This window comes from Ancylobacter sp. VNQ12, from assembly GCF_049445835.1.
Taxonomy (GTDB): domain Bacteria; phylum Pseudomonadota; class Alphaproteobacteria; order Rhizobiales; family Xanthobacteraceae; genus Ancylobacter.
The window spans coordinates 44,843-66,804 of record NZ_JBMSDU010000012.1 but is presented as its reverse complement, the minus strand read 5'-3'; the positions used below and the strand labels follow the sequence as shown (position 1 = coordinate 66,804).

The window sequence follows — 21,962 nt, the reverse complement described above, 5'->3', positions numbered from 1 at the left end:
GCGGCGCGGATACCTGGCCCGTTTTCCGGGCGCGGGCTCACACCGCCGGCATGTTGCCGCGGCCGATCCCGACATATTTGAAGCCGCGGCGAATCAGGTCCGCCGGCGGGTAGATGTTGCGCAAGTCGATCACGATCGGCGTCGCCAGCAGTTGCTTGAGCCGGTCGAGATCGAGGGCGCGGAAGGCGTCCCATTCGGTGACGATGACGAGGCCGTCGGCGCCCTCGGCGCACTCATACGGGCCCTCGGTGTAGGTCACCTGCGGCGGCAGCACCTTCTTCGCCTCTTCCATGCCCACCGGATCGAAGGCGCGCACCTTGACGCCGCGGTCGAGCAGCGACTGCACGATGCTGATGGCCGGGCTGTCGCGCATGTCGTCGGTGTTCGGCTTGAAGGTCAGCCCGAGCAGCGCGACGGTCGCCCCGCGCGCCGGCGTGTCGAGCGCCTCCAGCACGCGGCGTCCCATGGCGGCCTTGCGGCTCTCATTGACCGTTGTCACCGTCTCGACGAGGCGCAGCGGCGTGCCGGCCTCCTGCGCGGTGCGCATCAGCGCCAGCGTATCCTTGGGAAAGCACGAGCCGCCATAGCCGGGACCGGCATGCAGGAACTTCGAGCCGATGCGGCGGTCGAGGCCGATGCCGCGCGCCACTTCCTGCACGTCGCCGCCGACCTTCTCGCACAGGTCTGCCAGCTCGTTGATGAAGGTGATCTTCATCGCCAGGAAGGCGTTTGAGGCATATTTGATCAGTTCGGCAGTGTTGCGCTCGGTGAACAGGATCGGCGCGGCATTGAGCGAGAGCGGGCGGTAGAGCGCGCTCATCACCTGCTGCGCGCGCGGATCGCCCGTGCCGATCACCACGCGGTCGGGCCGCTTGAAATCCTCGATCGCCGCGCCCTCGCGCAGGAATTCCGGGTTGGAGACAACGGCGATGTCCGCGTCGGGAGCCTCCTCGCGGATGAGGTGCTCGAGGTCGGTGCCGGTGCCCACCGGGACGGTCGACTTGGTGACGACGACGGTGAAGCCTTCCGAGGCGCGGGCGATCTCCCGGGCGGCGGCGTGCACATAGGAAAGGTCGGCGTGCCCGTCGCCACGCCGCGAGGGCGTGCCGACCGCGATGAAGACCACCTCGGCCTCACGCACAGCCTGGGAGAGGTCGGTGGCGAAGGTGAGCCGGCCGGCGGCGACATTGCGGCGGACGAGTTCGTCGAGCCCCGGCTCGAAGATCGGAATCTCGCCGCGCTTCAGTCGCTCGATCTTCGAGACGTCTTTGTCGACGCAGGTCACGTCATGGCCGAAGTCGGAGAAGCAGGTGCCGGAAACGAGGCCGACATAGCCGGTTCCGATCATGGCGACGCGCATGGAATACTCTCGATCCTTGCAGTTCCAGTGGAATCCGTGCCTGCGGGCGGCTGCGTTTCCGGAGCCTCTTTATCCGATCCCGGCGCCTGCCGCGAGAGCGATCGGCACCCGCCGCCGCTTTGCCCGCGCGCGGACGGCACGCGAGTGATGCCCGCTGTCCACGTCAGTTTCACGACGGCGTGGTGATGGCGGGTTTGCACGCGAAGTTGATGACGAAGCGTAATGTAGTCGCAGTAAGTGAAAGTAGATTTATCAGTTTACCTCGATTGATCCTTCATTAGACTAATTAAAAAGAAGCAATTACAAATTGTTTAGTTGACAGTGGCGAGGTGCGGGCTGATTAGGCACGGGATTGTTCCCTATCGGCTCGATGTCCGCTGCATGTATCCTATCGCTTGCCTCGCTCGGCCATTGCTCGCCGCGTCCGTCGTTCGGCTGCTCTTCGCCATGTTCTTCGGCTTGCTGATGCTTGTATGCCCGGCAGCGGCGGAGATCGCGCTGAAGGACCTGAGCGGGCGGGAGGTCCGGCTGGCCGCGCCCGCGCAGCGTCTGCTGATCGACGATGGACGGTTTCTCATCGCGTTGTCGCTGATCCTCCCCGATCCGGTGAGCGTGGTGGCCGCCTGGCCGCGCGACATCAACCGCATCGGCAAGCGCACTTTCGAGGCCTACAAGGCGAAGTTCCCGGCGATCGAGAATCTCGCCAAGGTGGCCAGCTCGGCCGGTTCGCTGTCGGTCGAACAGGTGGTGGCGGCGCGGCCCGACCTTGCCGTGTTCTCGCTCGGCTCGCAGCCCTCCGACGAGGAGCGCGAGCGCATCGAGGCAGCCGGCATCCCGGTGGTCGTGATCGACTTCTTCGTTCATCCCCTGACCAATCTGGAGCCGAGCCTACGCCTGCTCGGCATGGCTACCGGACGCGCGGCTCAGGCAGAGGACTTCCTCGCCTTCCGGCGCGCTCATCTCGATGCCATCCGCGACAGGCTGGCGGGATTGACGCAGGGCGAGCGCCCGCGCGTCTTCCTGGAGCCGCACGCGGCGATGACCGCCGATTGCTGCAATTCGCCGGGGCGGGGCAATGTCGGCGACATCATCGAGGCCGATGGCGGCACCAATATCGGCGCGGCGATCATCCCGCGCGCCTTCGGCAAGCTGAACCTCGAATACGTCATCGCGCAGAACCCGCAGGTCTATATCGCCACCGGCGGCAGCCATATGGAAGGCACCGCAGGGCTGCTGGTCGGGCCGGAATATAGCCTCGACAGGGCGCGCGAGACCTTGCGGGGCGTCGTCGCGCGGCCGGGCTTTGCCGGCCTCGCGGCGGTGAAGGGCGAGCGTGTCCATGGCCTGTCGCACCAGCTGCTCAATTCCCCGCTCGACCTGATCACGGTCGAGATCCTCGCCAAATGGATCCACCCGGAGCGCTTCGCCAACCTCGACGTCGACACGACCGTCGCGGAGGTGAACCGGCGCTTCCTTGCCGTGCCGATCGAAGGACCGAACTGGGTCGACCTCGACTGATGCGGGCCGGTCGCCGGGGCCGATGCGCATCACCTCCCGCTTTCACCAATGGAGAAACGCAATGCTGACCGCTCATCCGTCCCGGCCTCGTTCGCGGCTGTCGCGTTCCGTCGCGCTCGCCGCGCTCGCGCTCGTCGCCTTTGGCGGGACGGCCTTCGCCGATCCCACATTTGTCACGTCGGCCAAGCCGGGCGCCGGATTGTATGAGGTCGTCTTCAGCGCGCCGATGAACCGCGTCTATGTGGCGGCGGCGGGCACGCGGGGAGCGAGCGAGACCTATGTGCTGGCGCTCGATCCGGCGACGCTGGAGACCAAGGAGACCATCTCCCTCGGCGAAGACCCGATGTTCGGGCTCGGTATCAACAACAAGACCAAGACGCTTTACGGGACCCAGACCCGCGACGGCTCGGTCGGCGTGGTCGATCTCGCCACCGGCAAGGTGGTCGCGAAGCTGTCCAAGGGGGAGAAGGCACATGTGCGCGAGGTCGCGATCGATGAGGCCGCGAACCGCGTCTATGTGACGGTGCTCGGCATGCGCGACACCCCCAGCGCCGTGTGGATCATTGACGGCGCGACCAACAAGATCGTCGACAGCATCGACGACCTCACGGGCGGCGTGGCCGGTATCTCGCTGGATGCCAAGAACAACCGTCTGTTCCTGTCGGCCCTGCAGTCCAACGAGGTTGTGGTGGTCGATCTCGCCACCAAGAAGGTGACGAACCGCTTCCCCTCGGGCGGCGAGGGCGCGATCAACCTGGTCTATGACCCGAGCGGCGACCAGGTTTTCGTGGCCAATCAGGGCACGGGCGAACTCACCGTGCTTGACGCCAAGGACGGCAAGCTGATCAAGGAAATCCCGACGGGCGGCGGGGCTCTCAGCGTCGCCATCGACCCCCAGCGCAGCATCCTCTACGTGGCCAATCGCACGGGTGGCTATGTCACCCTCGTCGATACCAAGACGCTGGAGCCGATCGCCAACGTCGCCACCGGCTCGATGCCGCAGACGGTCGCGGTCGATGCGGCCACCGGCAACGCCTATGTCTCGAACAAGCTGAAGTCGGTGCCGCGCCCGCGTCCGCCCGCGCCGCCCGCTGGTGCCGCGCCCGCCGCGCCGGGTGCCGCTCCCCAGCAGGCCTCGGCTCCCGCCGGCGGCCCGCCCCCCGGTGGTCCCGGTGGCGCACGTCCGGTGCCGATGGTCGACCCGTTCGGCGACACGGTCGTGCTGATCAAGCCCTGAAACCGCAAAGGTCGAGACGGAACGTGACCGTGAGTGCAGTCCCGAACGGAGTGGCGCGCATGCGCGAGGTCGATGCACCGGCATCTTCGGCTTCCGACATGCCCTTCGCGCTGGTGTCGAACGCCGAGACCATCGTCGGCAAGGGCTGTCTCGGGTTCGTTCCGTCGGGCCGGGAGATGCCCGGCGGGGGCACGCTCGGCGAACGGGTGAACGTCTATTTCGCCGGGCACCCTGCCGGTCCCCGTCTCGTCGTCGGCGCCTTGCCCTATGACAAGGCGGCGCCGGCGCATCTCTTCCAACCGGCGGAGCTGTCGCGCAGTCCTGGCCGGGCCTGCTTCGCCGCGGCCTTCCCGCCACCGGCGCTGGTGGGTGCCCCGCGGCCCGCGCTGCGCTGGCAGGTCATGGCCGAGCCGACCTTGCCGGCCTATCGCGAGGCCGTGGCGCGCGCGCTGGAGACGATGGCGGAAAGCGGGGAGGCGCTGCGCAAGGTGGTGCTCTCGCGGAGCCTGCGCCTTGCCGCCGATCAGCCGATTGATGCCAGCGCGCTGTTGCGCGCTTTGGCGGCGGATGAGCGCGTCGCCGCCTTCTGCGTGCCGCTGGCGAGTAGCGAGGGCCCGCGCGTGCTGATCGGCGCCACGCCGGAACTGCTGGTCGCGCGGCAGGGCGAGGTGGTCACCTCCCATCCGCTGGCCGGCTCTGCGCGCCGCGCGCGCGAGCCCCGCGCCGACCGTGCCGCTGCCGATGCGCTGCTCGGCTCGGATAAGGACCAGCGCGAGCATCGCGAGGTCGTCACCGCCATCCTCGACCAGCTCGCCCCGCATTGCGTGGAACTCGGCGCGCCGAAGGGCACCGAGATCACGGCGACCGCCAGCATGTGGCATCTCGGCACCCGCATCGTCGGCCGCCTGCGCCGCCCCGAGACCTCCGTCGCCGATCTCGCGGGACTGCTGCATCCCACGCCCGCCGTCTGCGGCACGCCGCGCGAGAGGGCGGCTCGCGTCATCGAAGATCTCGAAGGATATGACCGCGGCTTCTATGCTGGTGCGGTGGGCTGGGTCGACGCGGCGGGCGACGGCGCCTGGCATGTGGCGATCCGCTGTGCCGAGGTCGCGGGCCGTCAGGCACGGCTTTATGCCGGCGCGGGCATCGTGCCTGGTTCCGATCCGGTAGCCGAAGGCGAGGAGACCTCCGCCAAATTCGCCGCGCTGCTCCACGCGCTCGGCATCGACGAGACCGGCCGGCGGGCGGCGGAGGACGTGGCGTGAGGCCGCTAGTGCAGAGATGGCCAGCAACGTTCGCGGCGCGTTACCGTGAGCGGGGCTACTGGCGCGGCGAGACCTTCACCGGCTTTCTGCGCCAGCGCGCCTTGGAGTTGCCCGACCATGTCGCGGTGGTCGGCGGTGGCCAGCGCTGGAGCTTTGCCGAGCTGGAGGCACGGGCGGAACGCATAGCGCGCGGCCTGCTGGCGCAGGGGCTCAATCCCGGCGATCGCGTGGTGGTGCAACTGCCCAACATCCCCGAGTTCCTCTCGGTGGTTTTCGCACTGTTCCGCGCCCGGCTGATCCCGGTCTATGCGCTTCCCGCCCATCGCCTCGTCGAGATCGCCCATTTCGCCCGCACTGCCGAGGCGCGCGGCTGTGTCATCGCCGAAAAGTATGACGGCTTCGACTATCGCCCGCTGGCGGAAGAACTCGTCCGCGAGGTGCCGGCGGTCGAGCATGTCGTGGTGGTCGGCAGGGGCGGGCCGTTCGTCGCGCTCGATGGCCTGCCGACCGGCGGAGACGTCGGGCTGCCGCCGGATGCAGATCCGTCCGAGGTGGCCTTCCTGCAGATCTCCGGCGGCTCGACCGGCCTGTCCAAGCTGATCCCGCGCACGCATGACGACTATATCTATTCTTTCCGCGCCAGCGCCGAGATCTGCCAGCTGGCGCCCGACAGCGTCTATCTCGCCGCGCTCCCCGTCGCGCACAACTTTCCGATGAGCTCGCCCGGCGTGTTCGGCGCGCTCTACGCCGGGTCGCGCGTGGTGCTGAGCCCGTCGCCGAGCCCGGAAGTCGCCTTCCCGCTGATCGAGCAGGAGTGCGTCACCATCACCGGCCTGGTGCCGCCGCTGGCGCTACTGTGGTTGCAGGCGGCCGCCACGACGACGCACGACATTTCCTCGCTGGAGGTGCTGCAGGTCGGCGGCGCCAAGTTCCTCACCGAATCCGCTCGCCGAGTGAAGCCGGTTCTCGGCTGCACGCTCCAGCAGGTGTTCGGCATGGCCGAGGGGCTGGTGAACTACACAAGGCTCGACGATCCCGAGGAGATCATCGTCTCGACGCAAGGGCGGCCGATCAGCGCGGATGACGAGGTGCTGATCCTCGACGATGAAGGCAATCCCGTACCGGAGGGCGAGGCCGGCAACCTGCTGACGCGCGGGCCCTACACGATCCGCGCCTACCACAATAATGACGGCGCGAACGCCCGCTCCTTCACCCCGGACGGCTTCTACCGCACCGGCGACGTAGTGAAGCGCACCCCCGAAGGCAACCTCGTCGTGCAGGGCCGCGCGACCGACCACATCAACCGCGCCGGTGAGAAGATCTCGGCCGAGGAGATCGAGGATCATCTGCTCGCGCATCCAAGCGTGTTCGACGCGGCGGTGGTCTCGCTGCCGGACGAGTATCTCGGTGAGCGCTCCTGCGCTTTCGTCATTCTCCAAGGCGGGAAGCCAAAAGCGGCGGCGCTGAAGGCCTTCATGCGCACACGCGGCCTCGCCGATTTCAAGGTGCCGGACCAGATCATCTTCATTGAGGCTTTCGAGACCACGGCGGTCGGCAAGGTCTCGCGCAAGGAGCTGCGCGCGGGCCTGCGCCGACGGTTCCTCGAAAGAACGGAGGGGTGAACATGGACGCGAAGCCGGGACTGCCGAGCATCGCCCCCTATGAGCTGCCGCGCGGGGACGAACTGCCCACGCCCCGCGCGCCGTGGACGCTGGAGCCGCGCCGCGCGGCGCTGCTGATCCACGACATGCAGAACTATTTCCTGCGCGTCTTCACGCCGGGTGCCTCGCCCATCGCCCCGGTGATCGCCAATATCGCAATGCTGGCGAAAGCCGCCCGCAAAGCCGACGTGCCGGTGTTCTACACCGCGCAGGAGGGCGATCAGGACCGGCGCGACCGCGGGCTTCAGGCCGACCTGTGGGGGCCCGGCATGAGCTGGGCGCCCGAACACCAGTCCATCGTCGACGCGCTGACACCGCAGCCCGGTGATTTCGCGCTGGTGAAGCACCGCTACAGCGCCTTCCAGCGCTCCAACCTCGAAACGCTGATGTGCGCGCGCGGCCGCGACCAGCTGATCATCGCCGGCGTCTACGCGCATATCGGCTGCACGCTGACCGCGGCGGATGCCTTCATGCGCGACATCGAGCCGTTCATGGCAGCAGATGCGCTGGCGGATTTCTCCCGCGCCAGGCACGACCTCGCTCTGTCCTATGTTGCGGATGTCTGCGGCGTGCCGCTGACCACCGCGCAGATATTGGAGCTGCTGTGATGGCCATTGAGCCCGCCGACATCCGCCGCATCGTCCCCTCGGCCGCGCCGATCACGCGGGAGAGGATGCGCGCCGACATCGCCAGGATGCTGCATGAGGACCCCGAGGAAATCGGCGGCGAGGACAGCCTGATGGACCTCGGGCTTGATTCCATGCGGGCGATGAATCTCGTGCTGATGTGGAGCGAGGGCGGGCTGGAGCTCGAATTCGCCGAATTCGCCGAGAGGCCGACGTTGGACGGCTGGTGGGAACTGGTCAGCGCCAAACAGGCGGCGCGCGGTGTCTGACGTGCGCGCGCAGGCGTATCCGCTCACCGAGGCGCAGTCGGGCCTGTGGTACGCGCAGCGGCTCGATCCAGCCAATCCGCTGTTCAACACGGGTCAATATATCGAACTGGCCGGCACGCTCGACCTGCCGGCTTTTGAGGCGGCGCTGGCGCAGGCGGTGACGGAGGCGGACGCGCTGGCGCTGCGCATGGTGGATGATCCGGCCGGGCCGGTGCAGTTCGTCGACTCCGCCAACCGGCCCTCGCTTGCGATCATCGACGTCTCGCACGCGTCCGATCCGCTGGCGGCGGCGCAGGCCGACATCGCCCGCGACATGGCGACCGCCATCGACCCGACGCGGGAAAAGCTGGCAGCCGAGCGGCTGTTCGTGCTCGGGCCGGCACGCTTCATCTGGCAGCAGCGCATTCATCATCTCGCCATTGACGGCTATGGGATGATCCTTCTCACCCAGCGCGTCGCCGAGCTCTACAATGCGCAACTGCGCGGCACGCAGGCGAGCGCGCCCGCGCCCGGCATCGCGGCGGCCTTCGCCGAGGATGCGGCCTATCGCGCGGGCGAGAAGCGGGGACGAGACGGCGATTACTGGCGCGCGCTGTTCGCCGACCAGCCTGAGGTGGCGAGCCTCGCCGCCGGCAATCCGGCCAGCGCACACTCCTTCCACCGTCGCGCGGTGGAGATCGATGGCGGGGCCTTTGCCCGGCTGAAAGCTCTGGGCGAGCGCACCAATATCCCCTGGCCGGATGTGGTGACGGCGCTGAGCGCGGCCTATGTGCAGCGCCACACGGCGACGGATGAAGTGATCGTCGGCGTACCCTTCATGGCGCGGCTCGGCAGCGCGGCGGCGCGGGTACCGGCCATGCTGATGAACGTGCTGCCGCTGCGGGTGAACGCGCCGGCCGACGGCACGCTCGACGATTTCCTCGGCGAGGTGGCGAAGCAGCTGGTGCAGGCGCGCCGGCACGGACGCTACCGCAGCGAGCAACTGCGCCGCGACCTCAAGCTGATCGGCGGACAGCGCCGGCTGCATGGGCCGCTGATCAACCTGCTGCCGTTCGACGAGACGCCGCGCCTCGACGGGCTGGAAAGCAAGCTGGAAGTGCTGTCGACCGGTCCGGTAGAAGACATCACCTTCACCTTCCGCCTGCACGGCACGGCGGGGCTGCGGCTGGAGGTCGACGCCAATCCCGATCTCTACGACATCGCCACCGTCGAAGCGCATGCCGCGCGGCTGAAGCACTTCATCGAGGCGTCGAGCGCGGCGGCCTCGCTCGACGAGGTGGTGACAGCCACGCCCGAGGAGGTGACACGTCACCTTGTCACCTTTAACGCCACCCGCCATCCGCTGCCGGACACCACGCTGGCGGCGCTGATCGAGGCGAGCCTGCGCGCCACGCCCGACGCCCCGGCGCTGCGCTTCGATGGCGCGACCATGGACTATGCGACGCTCGACGCGCGCAGCCGGGCGCTGGCCGAACAGTTGCGCGCGGCGGGAGCCGGGGCGGACGGAATCGTCGCCGTCGCGCTGCCGCGCTGCTTCGAGCTGGTGATCGCGCTCGTCGCGATATTGCGCGCCGGCGCCGCCTATCTGCCGCTCGACCTCGCCCAGCCCGATGCGCGGATCGCGCGTATCCTCGCCTCGGCCAAGCCGGTTCTGGTGCTGGCGCGGGCGGAGGATACCGGGCACTTCGACGGCAAGGCCGAGGTGCTGGCGCCGGAAGACTGGCAGGTCGAACCGGCCGGCGTGCCGCTTGTCCCGCCGAAGCCGAGCGATGCGGCCTATGTGATCTACACCTCGGGCTCCACCGGCGAGCCCAAGGGCGTCGTCATCGAGCACCGGGCGATCGTCAACCGGCTCGAATGGATGCGCGAGCATTACGGCTTTGGCCCGCAGGACCGTATCCTGCAGAAGACGCCGGCGACCTTCGACGTCTCGGTGTGGGAGTTCTTCCTGCCCTTCCTCGCGGGTTGCTGCCTCGTCATTGCACCGCCCGAGGCACATCGCGATCCGGTGGCGCTGGCGCGGCTCATCCGCGAGGAGGCGATCACCACTGCGCATTTCGTGCCCTCCATGCTCGCCGCCTTCCTCACCGAGCCGAGCGCGCGGGGGCTCGCCATGGCCCGCGTGTTCTGCTCCGGCGAGGAACTGCCGGCGGAGCTGCGCGACCGCTTCCACCGCACGCTTTCCGCCGAGCTGCACAATCTCTACGGGCCGACCGAGGCGGCGGTGGATGTGAGCCATTGGCCCGCCGGGCCGGACGACCGCGCCAATCCCGTGCCGATCGGCTTTCCCGTGTGGAACACCAGGCTTTATGTGCTGGACGGGCAGGGCCGTCCGCAACCGCCGGGCGTGCCGGGCAATCTGTTCCTCGGCGGGGTGCAGCTCGCGCGCGGCTATCTCGGCCGGCCGGACCTGACCGATGAGCGCTTCCTGCCCGACCCTTACCAGCCGGGCGAGCGCATTTATGCCACCGGCGACCTCGCGCTGTGGCGGCCGGATGGCGCGGTGGTGTTCCTCGGCCGCTCGGATCATCAGATCAAGATCCGCGGCCTGCGCGTCGAACTCGGCGAGATCGAGACGGCGGTGATGTCGTCCGGCCTCGTGCGTCAGACCGCTATCCTTGCCCGCGAGGATCGCGGGACACGGCGTATCGTCGCCTATGTGGTGCCGGCGCCGGGCGCTGACCTCGCCGCCTTGCGCGCGCATGTCGCTTCGAGACTACCGGACTACATGGTGCCGGCCGCCTTCGTGGCGCTGGAAGCGCTTCCCGTCACCGCCAATGGCAAGCTCGACCGCGCCGCCCTGCCGGCTCCCGACTTCGCCGGCACCGGCTGTCGGGCGCCGCAGACCCCGACCGAAACCGCGCTCGCCGGGCTGTTCGCCGAGCAGTTGGGGCTGACGACGCCTATCGCGGCGGAAGACGATTTCTTCGCGCTGGGCGGGGATTCGCTGCATGCGGTGGCGCTGCTGCTCAAGGTGCGCGAGTGCTGGGGGAGCGATCCCGGCCTCGGCGCGCTGTTCGCCCAGCCGACAGTGGAAGGCTTCGCCCGGCTGATCGAGGCTGAGGGCGAGGAAGATGCCGGGCTCGGGCCGCTGATCACGCTGAGCGAGGGCGATCCGCACCTGCCGCCGCTCTTCGTCATCCACCCCGCCGGCGGCATTTCCTGGTGCTATGGCCGGCTGGCGCGGTCGCTCAGTCCGCGCCGCTCCGTGTATGGCGTGCAGGCGCCGGCACTGGCGCCTAATGTTGCCACACCCGCGAGCCTGGACGCGCTGGCGGTCGACTACGTCGCGCGCATCCGCAGCGTTCGTCCGCACGGGCCCTATCACCTGCTCGGCTGGTCGGTCGGCGGTATCATCGCGCAGGCTATGGCAGTGAAGCTGCGCGAGGCGGGCGCCGAACTGGGCGTAGTGGCGCTGCTGGATTCCTACCCCTGCGATGTCTGGCGCGGTGAGCCCGACCCCGGCGAGGACGGCGCGCTGAAGGCGCTGATCGCCATTGCTGGCCACGACCCGGACCGGTTGCCGGCCCTCGCGCTGAACCGCGCTTCGGTGCTGGCCTTCCTGCGCGCCACCGACAGTCCGCTCGGTCGCCTGCCAGATGCGGCGCTGGACGGGGTGGTGCGGGTGGTCGCCGGCAATAACCGGTTAGTGCGCGAGCATTTCCATCGCCGGTTCGACGGCAGGCTCACCCATTTCCGCGCGGCGCTGGAGCATCAGGGTCGCGATCTCTCGCCTGCGCAATGGCGGCCCTATGCCGCGCGGGTCGAGGTGATCGACGTGCCGAGCCTGCACGCGCATCTCACCGGGCCAGAGGCGACCGCGCTCATCGCGCCGGTGCTGGCGAAGGCGCTGGCGGAGGTTGAACAAGGGGAAGGAATGCCATGCGCGACAGCGGTCTGAACGGCAGGCTGGCCCTCGTCACCGGCGCCGCCGGTGGTATCGGTGCCGCAGTGGTGCGGCTCCTCGTCGAGGAAGGCGCGCGCGTCGTCGCGACCGACGTGGAGGAGGCTCCGCTATGGGCGCTGGCGAGCGAACTCGGTGAGGCAGTCTTTCCGGCCGTCCTCGACGTGCGCTCTTCCGATGAGGTCGACGTGCTGGTCGCGCGCATCGAGCGCGATCTCGGGCCCATCGACCTGCTCGCCAATGTCGCCGGCGTATTGTCCTGCGAGCCGGTGACGGGCCTGTCCGACACGGAATGGGAGCGGGTGTTCGACATCAATGCCGGCGGCGTGTTCCGCCTCTCCCGCGCGCTGGCGCGGGTGATGCAGCCGAGGCGGCGCGGGGCGATCGTCACCGTGTCGTCCAACGCCGCCGGCATTCCGCGCCACGCCATGTCGGCCTATGCCGCCTCCAAGGCGGCGGCGACCATGTTCACCCGCTGCCTCGGGCTGGAGCTGGCGCCGCACGGCATACGCTGCAACATCGTCGCCCCCGGCTCGACGCTGACGCCGATGCAGACCGGCATGTGGGCGGACGAGCAGGGCGCGGCGCGCGTCATCGCCGGCTCGCTGGAGACCTTCAAGGCCGGCATTCCGCTGGCCAAGCTGGCAACGCCGGAAGATGTGGCCGAGGCCGTGGTATTCCTGCTGTCGGACCGGGCCGGCCACATCACCATGACCGACCTCTATGTCGATGGCGGCGCGACGATGCGGGCATGACCCCTAGAGGGCGCGGTCGACGATCACCTGCAGGAAGCCGTGCGAGCAGCGCTCGACGCGCGCTTCCACCTTGTAGACGCGGGCCAGCGTCTCCGGCGTGATGGCCGCGCCCGGCGCGCCGTCGGCGGCAATAGTGCCGTTCTCCAGCACCACGATGCGCTGGGCGTAGCGGGCGGCCTGGGCGATGTCGTGCAGCACGATGATGACGATGATGGCGCGCTCGCGCGCCAGCTCCTCCACCAGCTGCATCACCCGCATCTGGTGATGGATGTCGAGCGCGCTGGTTGGCTCGTCGAGCAGCAGCACGGTCGGCTCGCGCACGATGGACTGGGCGAGGCTGGCGAGCTGGCGCTGGCCGCCGGAAAGCTCGTCCAGCCCGCGCATGGCGAGGTCGGCGATGCCGAGACGCGCCAGCGCGTTCAGCGCGCGTTCATGCGCCTCCTTCGTCGGCAGGGCGTCGCGCGCGGACATCAGCGCCGAGAGTGTCGCCTCGAACACGGTGAGGGCCACGCGCTGGGGCAGTGCTTGCGGCATGTAGGTGACATGGCGGGCATGGCCGTTGACCGAGAGGCCGGTGAGTTCGACGTCGTCGAGGCGGATCGAGCCTTTCGCCGGCACGAGGCCGGCGAGAGTCCGCAGCAGCGTGGTCTTGCCCGCGGCGTTGGGGCCGATCAGCGCCGTCACCGTGCCGCCGGTCAGGGCTGGGAGGTCGAGCGCCTCGATGATCCGGCGGCGGCCATAGCCGACCGACAGGCCCTCGATGGTAAGATGCGGCGCCATTTAAAGCCGTTCCCGCCGCGAGAAGATGAGGGCGATGAAGAAGGGCACGCCGATCAGCGCGGTGACGATGCCGACCGGCAGCAGCGCGCCCGGCACCAGGGTCTTCGACGCAACCGAGGCGAGCGACATGATCACCGCCCCCGCCAGCAGGCTCGCCGGCAGGAAGAAGCGGTGGTCCTCGCCGACCAGCAGGCGGGCGATGTGCGGCGCCACCAGGCCGATGAAGCCGATGGTGCCCACGAAGGCGACCGAGGTGGCGGCGAGCAGGCTGACGCGCAGCAGCGAGAGGAAGCGCAGCCGCGCCACCGAGATGCCGAAGGAGCGCGCGCGGTCCTCGCCGAGCCGCAGCGCCGTCATCCGCCACGACGCCTTGAGCGAGAACGGCGCGGTGAGCGCGATCACCACGCCGAGCACGCTCAGCTTTTCCCACGTCGCCCGCGACAGGCTGCCCATGCTCCAGAACACCAGCTGCTGCAAGGCTTCCTGGCTGGCGACGAACTGGATCAGCGCCACCAGCGCGTTGAAGGTGAACACCAGCGCGATGCCGAACAGCACCAGCGTCTCCACCCCGGTGCCGCGCAGGCTGGCCATCGCCTGCAAGAGCAGCACGGAGGCGAAGGCGAAGACGAAGGCGAAGGCCGGCAGGTTCCAGCTCGCGGGGATCAGCGGCAGGCTCATTCCCAGCACCAGCGCCAGCGCCGCGCCGAAGGAGGCGGCGGAGGAGACGCCGAGGGTGAACGGGCTCGCCAGCGGGTTGTTGAGGATGGTCTGCATCTCCGCGCCGGCCAGCGCCAGCGCCGCGCCGACCAGAACCGCCATCAGCGCATAGGGCAGGCGCACGTCCCAGATGATGACGCGGGCCGGCCCGTCGAGCGACGATGGCCGTATGATACCTGTCACGACGTCGGCGAGCGGGAGGTTTGACGGGCCGGTGGCGATATCGACGACGAGGGCGACGAGCATCAGCGTGCCGAGGCCGGTGAGGACGGCCACGCGCCGGCGCACCAGCCGCGCATAGGCGGACAGCGCCGCCTGGTCTGGGGAAGTCTGGCTCATCCTGTCTCCGGCGGCGTCCGGGAGCGAAACCGCGCCGCCGCATGGGTTCTGCATGAGCCTGCCGGTCTGGTCAAGTTCCTGAACGGAAAGGTGAATTCCTTAGAATCGTTTCATTCTGCGACGGTCTCGCTTTGCCGGGGCGGGCGCATGCTCTAGTGGTGAGAAGCAAGGCCCGTGCGAGAAAGCCGACCATGAATCCCGTCCTGCTGCCCGATGCCGAATGGTTCGATCTCGCGCCCGAAGGCGAGGGCATGGGCGGGGGCGTTAGTGGGGGCATGCCGGGGCATCCGGGCGTGCCCGGCCCCTGGCGCATCTTTCTCTCGCATCCGCGCGGCGTGCCGCCGGCGGCGGGCTGGCCGGTCGTCACCCTGCTCGACGCCAATGCCGGTTTCGCCACCCTGGTCGAGACGCTGCGGCGCGGTGCGGTGCGCCCGCAGGCGACCGGCATCAATGAGGCGGTGATCGTCGGCATCGGCTATCCCGAGGGCGAGGATTTCCGCGCCCGCCGCAGCTTCGATTTCACCGCCGGGCCGAGCGCGGAGGCCGGCGGAGGGAGCTCCGCGCCGGCGCACGACGTCGGCGGGCGGGATCGCTTCCTCGCCTTCCTCGAACAGCGCGTGAAGCCGGAGATCGCCCGCCGTCTGCCGGTCGACCCGTCGCGCCACACGCTGTTCGGCCATTCGCTGGCCGGCTGGTTCGCGCTCGATGTGATGACCCGCGACCCGCACGCCTTCGCCGCTTACGTCGCGGTGAGCCCGTCCATCTGGTGGGACGAGGCGCGGCTCGTCGAGGGGCTGACAAGGGGAAAGCTTGCGCTGGCGCAAGGCGCGCCGCTGCGGCTTGCGCTCATGGTGGGCGAATGGGAGCAGGCGCTCGCGCCCTGGCAGGCGGCACGGCCGGAAGCGGCCGAGATGGCGGCGCGCCGGGCGCGCCGGGCGATGGTGGATCGCACGCACGCCTTCGCCGGCCGTGCGGCTGAGGCTCTCGCGCCATGGGGCGAGGTGCGTTTCGAACTGATGGCCGGCGAGGATCATGCCTCGATCCTCGCCCCGGCCATGGCGCGGGCCCTGCGCTTCGCGCTGACGGCGTGAGCGCGCGGCAACCGTCATGGCCGCGGGCCTGCCTCAGACGTGACTTGCGTTGACCCACGACCGGGCTAGTTCTACCGCCATCGACCGCAGGGAAGCCGACCATGACCGCCGCCAGTTCTCCGACCAATGCCGCCTCGCCCTCCCTGCGCTCGACGCAGATCGCCGCCGCCCTGATCGTCGCCGTGGCCGGAGCGGGCACGCTGGCGGGGGCGTGGTATTTCCAGCTGGTGGTCGGCCTCGCGCCGTGCCCGCTCTGCCTGGAGCAGCGCATTCCCTATTATGTCGGCGTGCCGGTCGCCCTGCTGGCGGCGATCTGCGCCGCCGGCGGCAAGGCGCCGCTGGCGCGCGTCGCGCTGGGGCTGACCGGCATGCTGATGGCGCTCGCCGCTGCGCTCGCAGTCTATCATGCCGGCGTCGAATGGGGCTTCTGGGCCGGGCCGACCGCCTGCTCCGGTTCCGGGCCGGTGCTGACATCCGGCAATCTGCTGGAGGGCCTGCAACAGGCCCGCGTGGCGCGCTGCGACGAGGCGCCGTGGCGGCTGTTCGGCCTGTCGCTCGCCGGCTACAACGCCTTCATCGCCACCGCGCTGACGCTGGTGGCCATGCGCGGGGCGATGGCGAAGTAGAGCTCGCCGTCATCCCGGCCGAAGGCGCAGCCGCGGCGCCGGGATCGCTCTCCATTCTGATGATGATCCCGGATCGACCCTGCGGGGCGTCCGGGATGAGGATGGCAAGGACGGGGAAGGCCACCCGCTCACGGGTCGAGCTCGGTGTCCCAGTAGAGATAGTCGACCCAGCTGTCGTGCAGGTAGTTCGGCGGGAAGTGGCGGCCGTTCTGGTGCAGGTCGAACACCGAGGGCTGGAAGGGTCTCTGGCGCGGAATCATGTGCGCCTGCGCCGGCATCATGCTGCCCTTGCGCAGATTGCAGGGCGAGCAGGCGGCGACGACGTTCTCCCACGTCGTCTGGCCACCGCGCGAGCGCGGGATCACATGGTCGAAGGTGAGGTCGTCGCGCGAGTCGCAATACTGGCAGGTGAAGCGGTCGCGCAGGAACACGTTGAAGCGGGTGAAGGCGGGCTGGCGCGCCGGGCGGATGAACGCCTTCAGCGAGACCACGCTCGGCAGGCGCATCTGGAAAGTCGCGCTGGAGACCTGACGCTCGTAATATTCGACGATGTTGACCCGGTCGAGGAACACCGCCTTGATCGCGTCCTGCCACGACCAGACCGACAGAGGGTAATAGCTCAGAGGCCGAAAATCGGCATTGAGCACGAGGGCAGGCCAGGCACCCGGAGACAATGTCGCCGTCAACGCTCGCTCCCTTACAGGGGCGCCCGCACGGCGACTCGGCGCCGTGTGACGCACGGCGATAGTCTATATTTAGCGTGTCAATCTTGTGAAGCGCCGGGATGCGGTGATCGCGCGGAAGGTTCCGCGCGCTTCAGCGCCGCAGCGCGCCCGCGAGGAAATCGCCGGCGAGGCGCAGGCCGACCGGATCGATGCCATGGCCGAGGCCGGGCGACAGGTGCGAGCGCACCGCGACGCCGTGCGCCTCCAGGCTTTCCACGGCACGTGGCAGGTAGCCGGGCTCGACGACCTGGTCGGCGTCGCCATGCACCAGCAGCACCGGCGGGCGGCTCACGATTTCGGCGTCGAAGGCCTCGCGCCCACGCTCGGGCGGCAGCACATGGATGCCGGAGAAGCCGACGATGGCGGCCGGCGCGACAGCGCGGCGCAGGCCGGTATGCAGCGCCATCATGGTGCCCTGGCTGAAGCCGACCAGCGCGAGCCGGTCGCCGGGCAGGCCGAGGCGGGCGAGTTCGGCATCGAGGAAGGCGTCCAGCGCCCGGTGCGCGCTCTGCACGCCGGCCCAGCGCTCGGTGTCGTTGCGCTCGACATAGCCGAACCATTGCCGGCCCACCGGGGCGATGGCCAGCGGCTCGGGCGCGTGCGGCGAGACGAAGGCGGCGTCCGGCAGCAACGGTGCCCAGTACTGGCCGAGATCGATCAGGTCGCGCCCGTCGGCGCCATAGCCGTGCAGCAGCACGACCAGCGCCGTGGCCGGGCGGCCGGAGCGGGGAGGCAGGCGGGGACCGTCGAGCATGCGCGCCGTCCGGATCAGTTGGCGTCGTCGAGGGCGCGCGCGCCGCCGGAGGCGACCTTGGGCAAGGCGGAATGGTTCAGCAGCGTGTCGAGCCGCTCGCGCTCATCCTCGAAGCTCGCCAGGATCCTGCCGTCGAGCGCGCGGCCGCGCGGCAGGCGGATGCGCATCGGATCGACGAAGCGCCCGTTCACCAGCACCTCATAGTGCAGATGCGCGCCGGTGGAGAGGCCGGTCGAGCCGATATAGCCGATCAGCTGGCCCTGGCGCACGCGCAGGCCCTCGCGGATGCCCTTGGCGAAGCCGGACTGGTGCGAATAGGTGGTGACATAGCCGTTGGCGTGCTGGATCTCGATGCGCCGGCCATAGCCGGAAGTCCAGGCGGCCTTCTTGATCACGCCATTGCCGGCGGCGTAGATCGGCGTGCCGACGCGGTCGGACCAGTCGACGCCGGAATGCAGCCGGCTGTAACCGAGGATCGGGTGGCGGCGCATGCCGAAGCCCGAGCGCAGGATGCCGCCGGACAGCGGCTTGCGGACGAGGAACTTCTTCGCGCTCTTGCCGGCCTCGTCATAGAAATCGAGCAGCCCGTCATCCGGGGTCTGGTAGCGGTAGTAGCGCCGCTCCTCGCCGCCGACGGTGAGGCCGGCATAGAGCACGCCGCCGGCGCCGCCGGCCTCGTCGGGCTCGTACACCACCTCGAAGGCATCGCCCGCGCGCACGCGGCGCTGGAAGTCGATGTCGAAGGAATAGACCCGGATCATGCTCTCGATGACCGGGCGCGGCACCTCGTGGCGCAGCGCGGTCTCCCAGATGCTGTCATAGAGCGTGATGCCGCCGCGCCCGCCCGCATCGTCGTCGGCATCGTCCGGCGCGATGTCGGCGACCTGCGTGTCGGCGGGCTCCTGCACCGGCAGGAACTTGCCATTGTCGGACAGCGCCACGGTGCCCTGGTGGCCCTCGTCGTTGAAGGCGGCGACACGCAGCGGCACCACCGCGCCATTGCCGGCGTCGAGCAGCACCTTGAGGCGCAGGCCCTCGGGCAACGGCCCCTGCAGGGCGCGGGTGAGGAAGGCGGCGGAGGCGGCGCGGGCCGAGACCTCGGGCACGCCGAGATCGATCAGGATGGAGGCGAGGGTATCGCCCTTCTTGGCGACGACGGTGCGTTCCGACCAGTCATTGCCGCCGGTGGCCTCCTCGCCGGACTTGCCGACGGAGGAGATGTTCTCCGGCTGGGCCAGCGCCTTGGCCGGGTCGGACGCGCCGGCGGGCGCGAAGGCGAGCGCGCCGCCGATGGTCGCCAGCGCCGGCGCGCGGCTGTCGGCCGGCATGCTGAACTCGGCGGTCTCGCGCACCTTCATCAGCACGTCTTCCATCGGCATCTCGGCCGCGAATTTCGTGCTCGGCGGCAGGCTGGCGATGTCGCGCATCACCAAAGTGAGATCGCCGGTGGCTTCCGCCTGCGGGGCGGCATCGTCATCGGTCGAATCGGCGATCAGCTTGGCCGGATTGAAGCGCGGCACGTCGGTGGAGGCCGAGGTGACGGACTGGGCGAGGTTGGCCGACACCTTGGTGACGGCGCGCACCTTGATGACCTCGCGGTCGCCGTCCTTCGAGGTGGTGGACAGGCGCAGCGTCTGCTTGGCGGTGAAGCTCTCGGACAGGATCGACATGCGGTCGCCCTTGCGGGCGAGGTTGGAGGGCCGCTCGCCGGCGGCGAGCGCGCCGCGCAGCGCCGAGCGCACGGTCTCCGGCGACTGGGCAAAGCGGTATTCGCCGTCGAGCGCGGCATAGACGGCGCCGCCCATCAGCGCGGCACCGCAGATGCCGGTGAGCAGCGTGGCCATGAGCCAGCGTATGGAGATGCGGCGGCGGCTGATCGGCTCCTCGGCGTCGCCATCGGCACCGAGCGGGGGCTCATCTCCCAGATCGAACGCAGGGGCACGGTTGTGCCGCATGCCGTTTGGTCCGCGACGAGTCTCCAACAGGCGATCCCCAGTTGATCCGGCGCCTTCGGCCCGACGACCCGGAGACGTTGTTCCGGGGCGGGCCAGACACCTTGTTCGGTTTGGCGCCCGCAGGGCGGACGCGACGATTCGCGCGAGGCCGTGCAGCCCCCTGGCAAAGCGGCGGTGACCATGCCGCGTGCCATGAGCACCGTCAACCCGCGACCGGACGGGCGATTCCCTCGCGTCGGTCGGTCGCGGCGATCTAGACCGCGCCTCGCGGCAAAAGCATGGCGTCGCAGGCTATTGTGCGCTCACCTGGGCATTCAGCGTACGCGGGCGCAGCGGCGAGGGCGGCGGCAGCGGCACCAGCGCCAGCCGGGCGGGCGCGCTCGCGGCCGGCTCGCCGGCGGCGACGAAATGCGCCGCCAAGGGCTGCGGCGTGCCGGCGGTGAGCGGCTGGTGGAGGGCGGGCACGGCGGCAGGCACCGGCGCGTCGGCCGAGGCTGGGGCGATGCCCTGCCATGCGGTGGCGAAGGAATCCGGATTGTGCACGATCGGCGTCGAGGCGGACGCCGACGCCGGGGCGGCGGCCGCGAGCGGGCGTGCGACGGCGGGAACGGCGGAGGCCATGACCGGCGCCGAGGCGGTGGAGATGACCTGGGGCGCGGCCGGCGCGGCGGCGGCGAATGACGTGGTGCCCGCCGCGGCGGCTCCCGCTCCGGCCACCAGCGCGGCATCGGGCGGGAGGGCTTGCGGGTTGCCGAAGCGGGTGAAGAAGGACCAGATCTCCTCCGGCGCGTCGAGGCCGGAACGGCGCGGGCCAAGCAGCACGGCGGCCAGCGCGTCGCCGGCGCCGACAGACTGGGCGGGCGGCTGGTGGCCGCCGGCGATCTCATAGAAGGCCACCGCCGCGCCCGGCGCGCACTTGTTCCAGCGCAGGATGCGGGTGTTCGGCGCGCGGCTCTCCTCGGGCGGGGCGCAGCCGTCGATGCGGGCGAACAGGGCGGCGCTCTCGGAGGCCGACATCAGCCTGGCACCGGGCGTCGGGCGCCCGAACATCGGCACGATCGGATCATAGGTGCCGTTCATCATCAGGATCGGCACCGGCCGCTCGGGCTTGCAGCTCTCATTATAGCCGACCGGCACCGTCATCATCATGGTGGCGAAGGCGGCAAAGCGGTTGGCGTAGCGGCAGGCGACATAGGCGGTGAGGAAGCCGCCATTGGAGAAGCCCATCAGATAGGCGCGGCCGGGATCGACCAGCCCCTCGCCCTCCAGCGTCGACAGCACGTCGAGCACGAAGCGGCCGTCGTCGCGCGGATAGATGATCGGCATGATGCCCGCGACCGTGGCGCGGCCGTCGTTCCACAGGAGGTTCAGCCCCTTGGGATAGGCGACGACGAAGCCCTCGCGGTCGGCCACCTTGTCGAGGTCGAGATAGCGCTGCATCACGCCGGCCGGCTGCCAGGCGCCGTGCAGGGCGATGATCAGCGGCTTGGGGCCGGGCGGCGCGTTGTCGGGAACATGCAGGATGAATTCGCGCTCGATGCCGCCCGACGTGATCTGTCGCTCGGAATCAGCCGCATGCGCCGGCCGGGCCAGCGGCACGGCGAGGGTGGCAGCCACGGCGATCAACAATGCGCCAAGCTGGAGGCAGGGTTTCGCCAATTGCATACTCTACGCAACCTCGACAGGGGGCTCTCGACGCGGGGCTTGCGGAAGACCCGTTACAGACAGCCAGTTTCAGTCAATTAAAAGGCGAAGATGGTTAATGTCGCGTCATCAACGGCTTCCCATCGCGCCGACGCGGCACTGCGGCCACCCCTGCGAAAGAAGATGTGCGCCATGACGTGCTTGCGCTAGGGTGCGCCCGCTGCAGTGCAGCGCGTTTCGCACGCTCATCCAACGATAGGCGTCGCCTTTGGAATGATTGCGAATTGCAATCGTTTGGGCTACGCACACCGAAACATCCTAGGGAACCCAGGGATATCAGACATGCCAGGAGCGGCCGAGCGGCCCCTTTCCCCGCATCTCCAGATCTATCGCCCGATGCTCACGATGATGATGTCCATCGTGCACCGCATCACCGGCGTCGCCCTCTATTTCGGCACTTTGCTGCTGGTGATCTGGCTGGTCGCCGCCGCGACCTCGCCGGAAGCCTTTGACACGGTGAACGGCATTTACGGCAGCTGGCTCGGGCTCCTTGTGCTCGTCGGCTTCAGCTGGGCGCTGATCCACCACGCCATTGGCGGCGTACGTCATTTCGTCTGGGACACCGGGGCCGGCTTCGGACCCCAGTCGCGCGAACTGCTCGCCAAGCTCACCATCGGCGGCTCGGTGGCGCTGACGCTGCTGCTCTGGATCGTCATCTGGGCGGTGAAAGGCTGAA

The 21,962-nt window shown here is 69.4% G+C and carries 18 protein-coding genes; 11 read left to right on the top strand and 7 right to left on the bottom strand.

What is annotated here, in order from left to right; genetic code table 11:
• Nucleotides 1–37: 37 nt before the first annotated feature.
• Nucleotides 38–1,360, bottom strand: a complete 1,323-nt coding sequence (locus tag ACO2RV_RS16155; RefSeq protein ID WP_423294807.1) for a UDP-glucose dehydrogenase family protein — start codon at nt 1,358–1,360, stop codon at nt 38–40.
• A 381-nt stretch (nt 1,361–1,741) separates the two neighbouring features.
• Here ACO2RV_RS16155 and ACO2RV_RS16150 point away from each other — a divergent pair, with 381 nt between their 5' ends.
• The 8 genes from ACO2RV_RS16150 to ACO2RV_RS16115 all read left to right on the top strand — a co-directional run bounded on the left by ACO2RV_RS16150 (nt 1,742) and on the right by ACO2RV_RS16115 (nt 12,595).
• On the top strand, nt 1,742–2,878 hold the full coding sequence (locus tag ACO2RV_RS16150; RefSeq protein WP_423294805.1) for an ABC transporter substrate-binding protein: 1,137 nt from the start codon (nt 1,742–1,744) through the stop codon (nt 2,876–2,878).
• 61 nt (nt 2,879–2,939) lie between these two features.
• On the top strand, nt 2,940–4,115 hold the full coding sequence (locus ACO2RV_RS16145) for a YncE family protein (RefSeq protein WP_423294803.1): 1,176 nt from the start codon (nt 2,940–2,942) through the stop codon (nt 4,113–4,115).
• Nucleotides 4,116–4,174: 59 nt separating this feature from the next.
• Entirely contained in the window at nt 4,175–5,380 is a 1,206-nt protein-coding gene (locus ACO2RV_RS16140; RefSeq protein ID WP_423294801.1) for an isochorismate synthase, read from the top strand.
• A gap of 8 nt (nt 5,381–5,388) precedes the next feature.
• Entirely contained in the window at nt 5,389–7,002 is a 1,614-nt protein-coding gene (locus ACO2RV_RS16135; RefSeq protein ID WP_423294799.1) for a (2,3-dihydroxybenzoyl)adenylate synthase, read from the top strand.
• A gap of 2 nt (nt 7,003–7,004) precedes the next feature.
• Nucleotides 7,005–7,649, top strand: a complete 645-nt coding sequence (locus tag ACO2RV_RS16130) for an isochorismatase family protein (protein ID WP_423294797.1) — start codon at nt 7,005–7,007, stop codon at nt 7,647–7,649.
• Entirely contained in the window at nt 7,649–7,936 is a 288-nt protein-coding gene (locus tag ACO2RV_RS16125) for a phosphopantetheine-binding protein (RefSeq protein WP_423294795.1), read from the top strand. Before ACO2RV_RS16130 ends, ACO2RV_RS16125 begins: the two co-directional genes overlap by 1 nt.
• The gene (locus ACO2RV_RS16120; RefSeq protein WP_423294793.1) at nt 7,929–11,837 is read left to right on the top strand and encodes an amino acid adenylation domain-containing protein; all 3,909 of its coding nucleotides are present in this window, start codon (nt 7,929–7,931) and stop codon (nt 11,835–11,837) included. The genes ACO2RV_RS16125 and ACO2RV_RS16120 overlap by 8 nt, the downstream gene beginning before the upstream one ends.
• The gene (locus tag ACO2RV_RS16115; RefSeq protein ID WP_423294791.1) at nt 11,819–12,595 is read left to right on the top strand and encodes a 2,3-dihydro-2,3-dihydroxybenzoate dehydrogenase; all 777 of its coding nucleotides are present in this window, start codon (nt 11,819–11,821) and stop codon (nt 12,593–12,595) included. Before ACO2RV_RS16120 ends, ACO2RV_RS16115 begins: the two co-directional genes overlap by 19 nt.
• A gap of 3 nt (nt 12,596–12,598) precedes the next feature.
• On the opposite strand, the gene ACO2RV_RS16110 is transcribed toward ACO2RV_RS16115, so the two are convergent.
• Together ACO2RV_RS16110 and ACO2RV_RS16105 are read right to left on the bottom strand one after the other, a co-directional pair.
• Nucleotides 12,599–13,375, bottom strand: coding sequence for an ABC transporter ATP-binding protein (locus ACO2RV_RS16110; RefSeq protein WP_423294789.1), 777 nt, complete (start codon nt 13,373–13,375; stop codon nt 12,599–12,601).
• Nucleotides 13,376–14,431 (bottom strand): FecCD family ABC transporter permease, encoded by a 1,056-nt coding sequence (locus ACO2RV_RS16105; protein ID WP_423294787.1) that lies wholly within the window; start codon nt 14,429–14,431, stop codon nt 13,376–13,378.
• A 191-nt stretch (nt 14,432–14,622) separates the two neighbouring features.
• Between ACO2RV_RS16105 and ACO2RV_RS16100 the strand changes: the two genes are divergently transcribed.
• Together ACO2RV_RS16100 and ACO2RV_RS16095 are read left to right on the top strand one after the other, a co-directional pair.
• Complete coding sequence (locus ACO2RV_RS16100; RefSeq protein WP_423294785.1) at nt 14,623–15,522, top strand: alpha/beta hydrolase; 900 nt, start codon at nt 14,623–14,625, stop codon at nt 15,520–15,522.
• A 101-nt stretch (nt 15,523–15,623) separates the two neighbouring features.
• The gene (locus ACO2RV_RS16095; protein WP_423294783.1) at nt 15,624–16,148 is read left to right on the top strand and encodes a disulfide bond formation protein B; all 525 of its coding nucleotides are present in this window, start codon (nt 15,624–15,626) and stop codon (nt 16,146–16,148) included.
• Nucleotides 16,149–16,276: 128 nt separating this feature from the next.
• On the opposite strand, the gene ACO2RV_RS16090 is transcribed toward ACO2RV_RS16095, so the two are convergent.
• The 4 genes from ACO2RV_RS16090 to ACO2RV_RS16075 all read right to left on the bottom strand — a co-directional run bounded on the left by ACO2RV_RS16090 (nt 16,277) and on the right by ACO2RV_RS16075 (nt 21,199).
• The gene (locus ACO2RV_RS16090) at nt 16,277–16,834 is read right to left on the bottom strand and encodes an HNH endonuclease (protein ID WP_423294781.1); all 558 of its coding nucleotides are present in this window, start codon (nt 16,832–16,834) and stop codon (nt 16,277–16,279) included.
• 130 nt (nt 16,835–16,964) lie between these two features.
• Nucleotides 16,965–17,627, bottom strand: a complete 663-nt coding sequence (locus ACO2RV_RS16085; protein WP_423294779.1) for an alpha/beta hydrolase — start codon at nt 17,625–17,627, stop codon at nt 16,965–16,967.
• A 14-nt stretch (nt 17,628–17,641) separates the two neighbouring features.
• On the bottom strand, nt 17,642–19,582 hold the full coding sequence (locus ACO2RV_RS16080; protein ID WP_423294777.1) for a M23 family metallopeptidase: 1,941 nt from the start codon (nt 19,580–19,582) through the stop codon (nt 17,642–17,644).
• Nucleotides 19,583–19,873: 291 nt separating this feature from the next.
• Nucleotides 19,874–21,199 carry an alpha/beta hydrolase family esterase gene (locus ACO2RV_RS16075; RefSeq protein ID WP_423294775.1) on the bottom strand — a complete coding sequence of 442 codons (1,326 nt, stop codon included), beginning with the start codon at nt 21,197–21,199 and terminating at the stop codon, nt 19,874–19,876.
• A 369-nt stretch (nt 21,200–21,568) separates the two neighbouring features.
• Here ACO2RV_RS16075 and sdhC point away from each other — a divergent pair, with 369 nt between their 5' ends.
• Nucleotides 21,569–21,961, top strand: a complete 393-nt coding sequence (sdhC, locus tag ACO2RV_RS16070; RefSeq protein ID WP_423294773.1) for a succinate dehydrogenase, cytochrome b556 subunit — start codon at nt 21,569–21,571, stop codon at nt 21,959–21,961.
• Nucleotide 21,962: the final 1 nt, after the last annotated feature.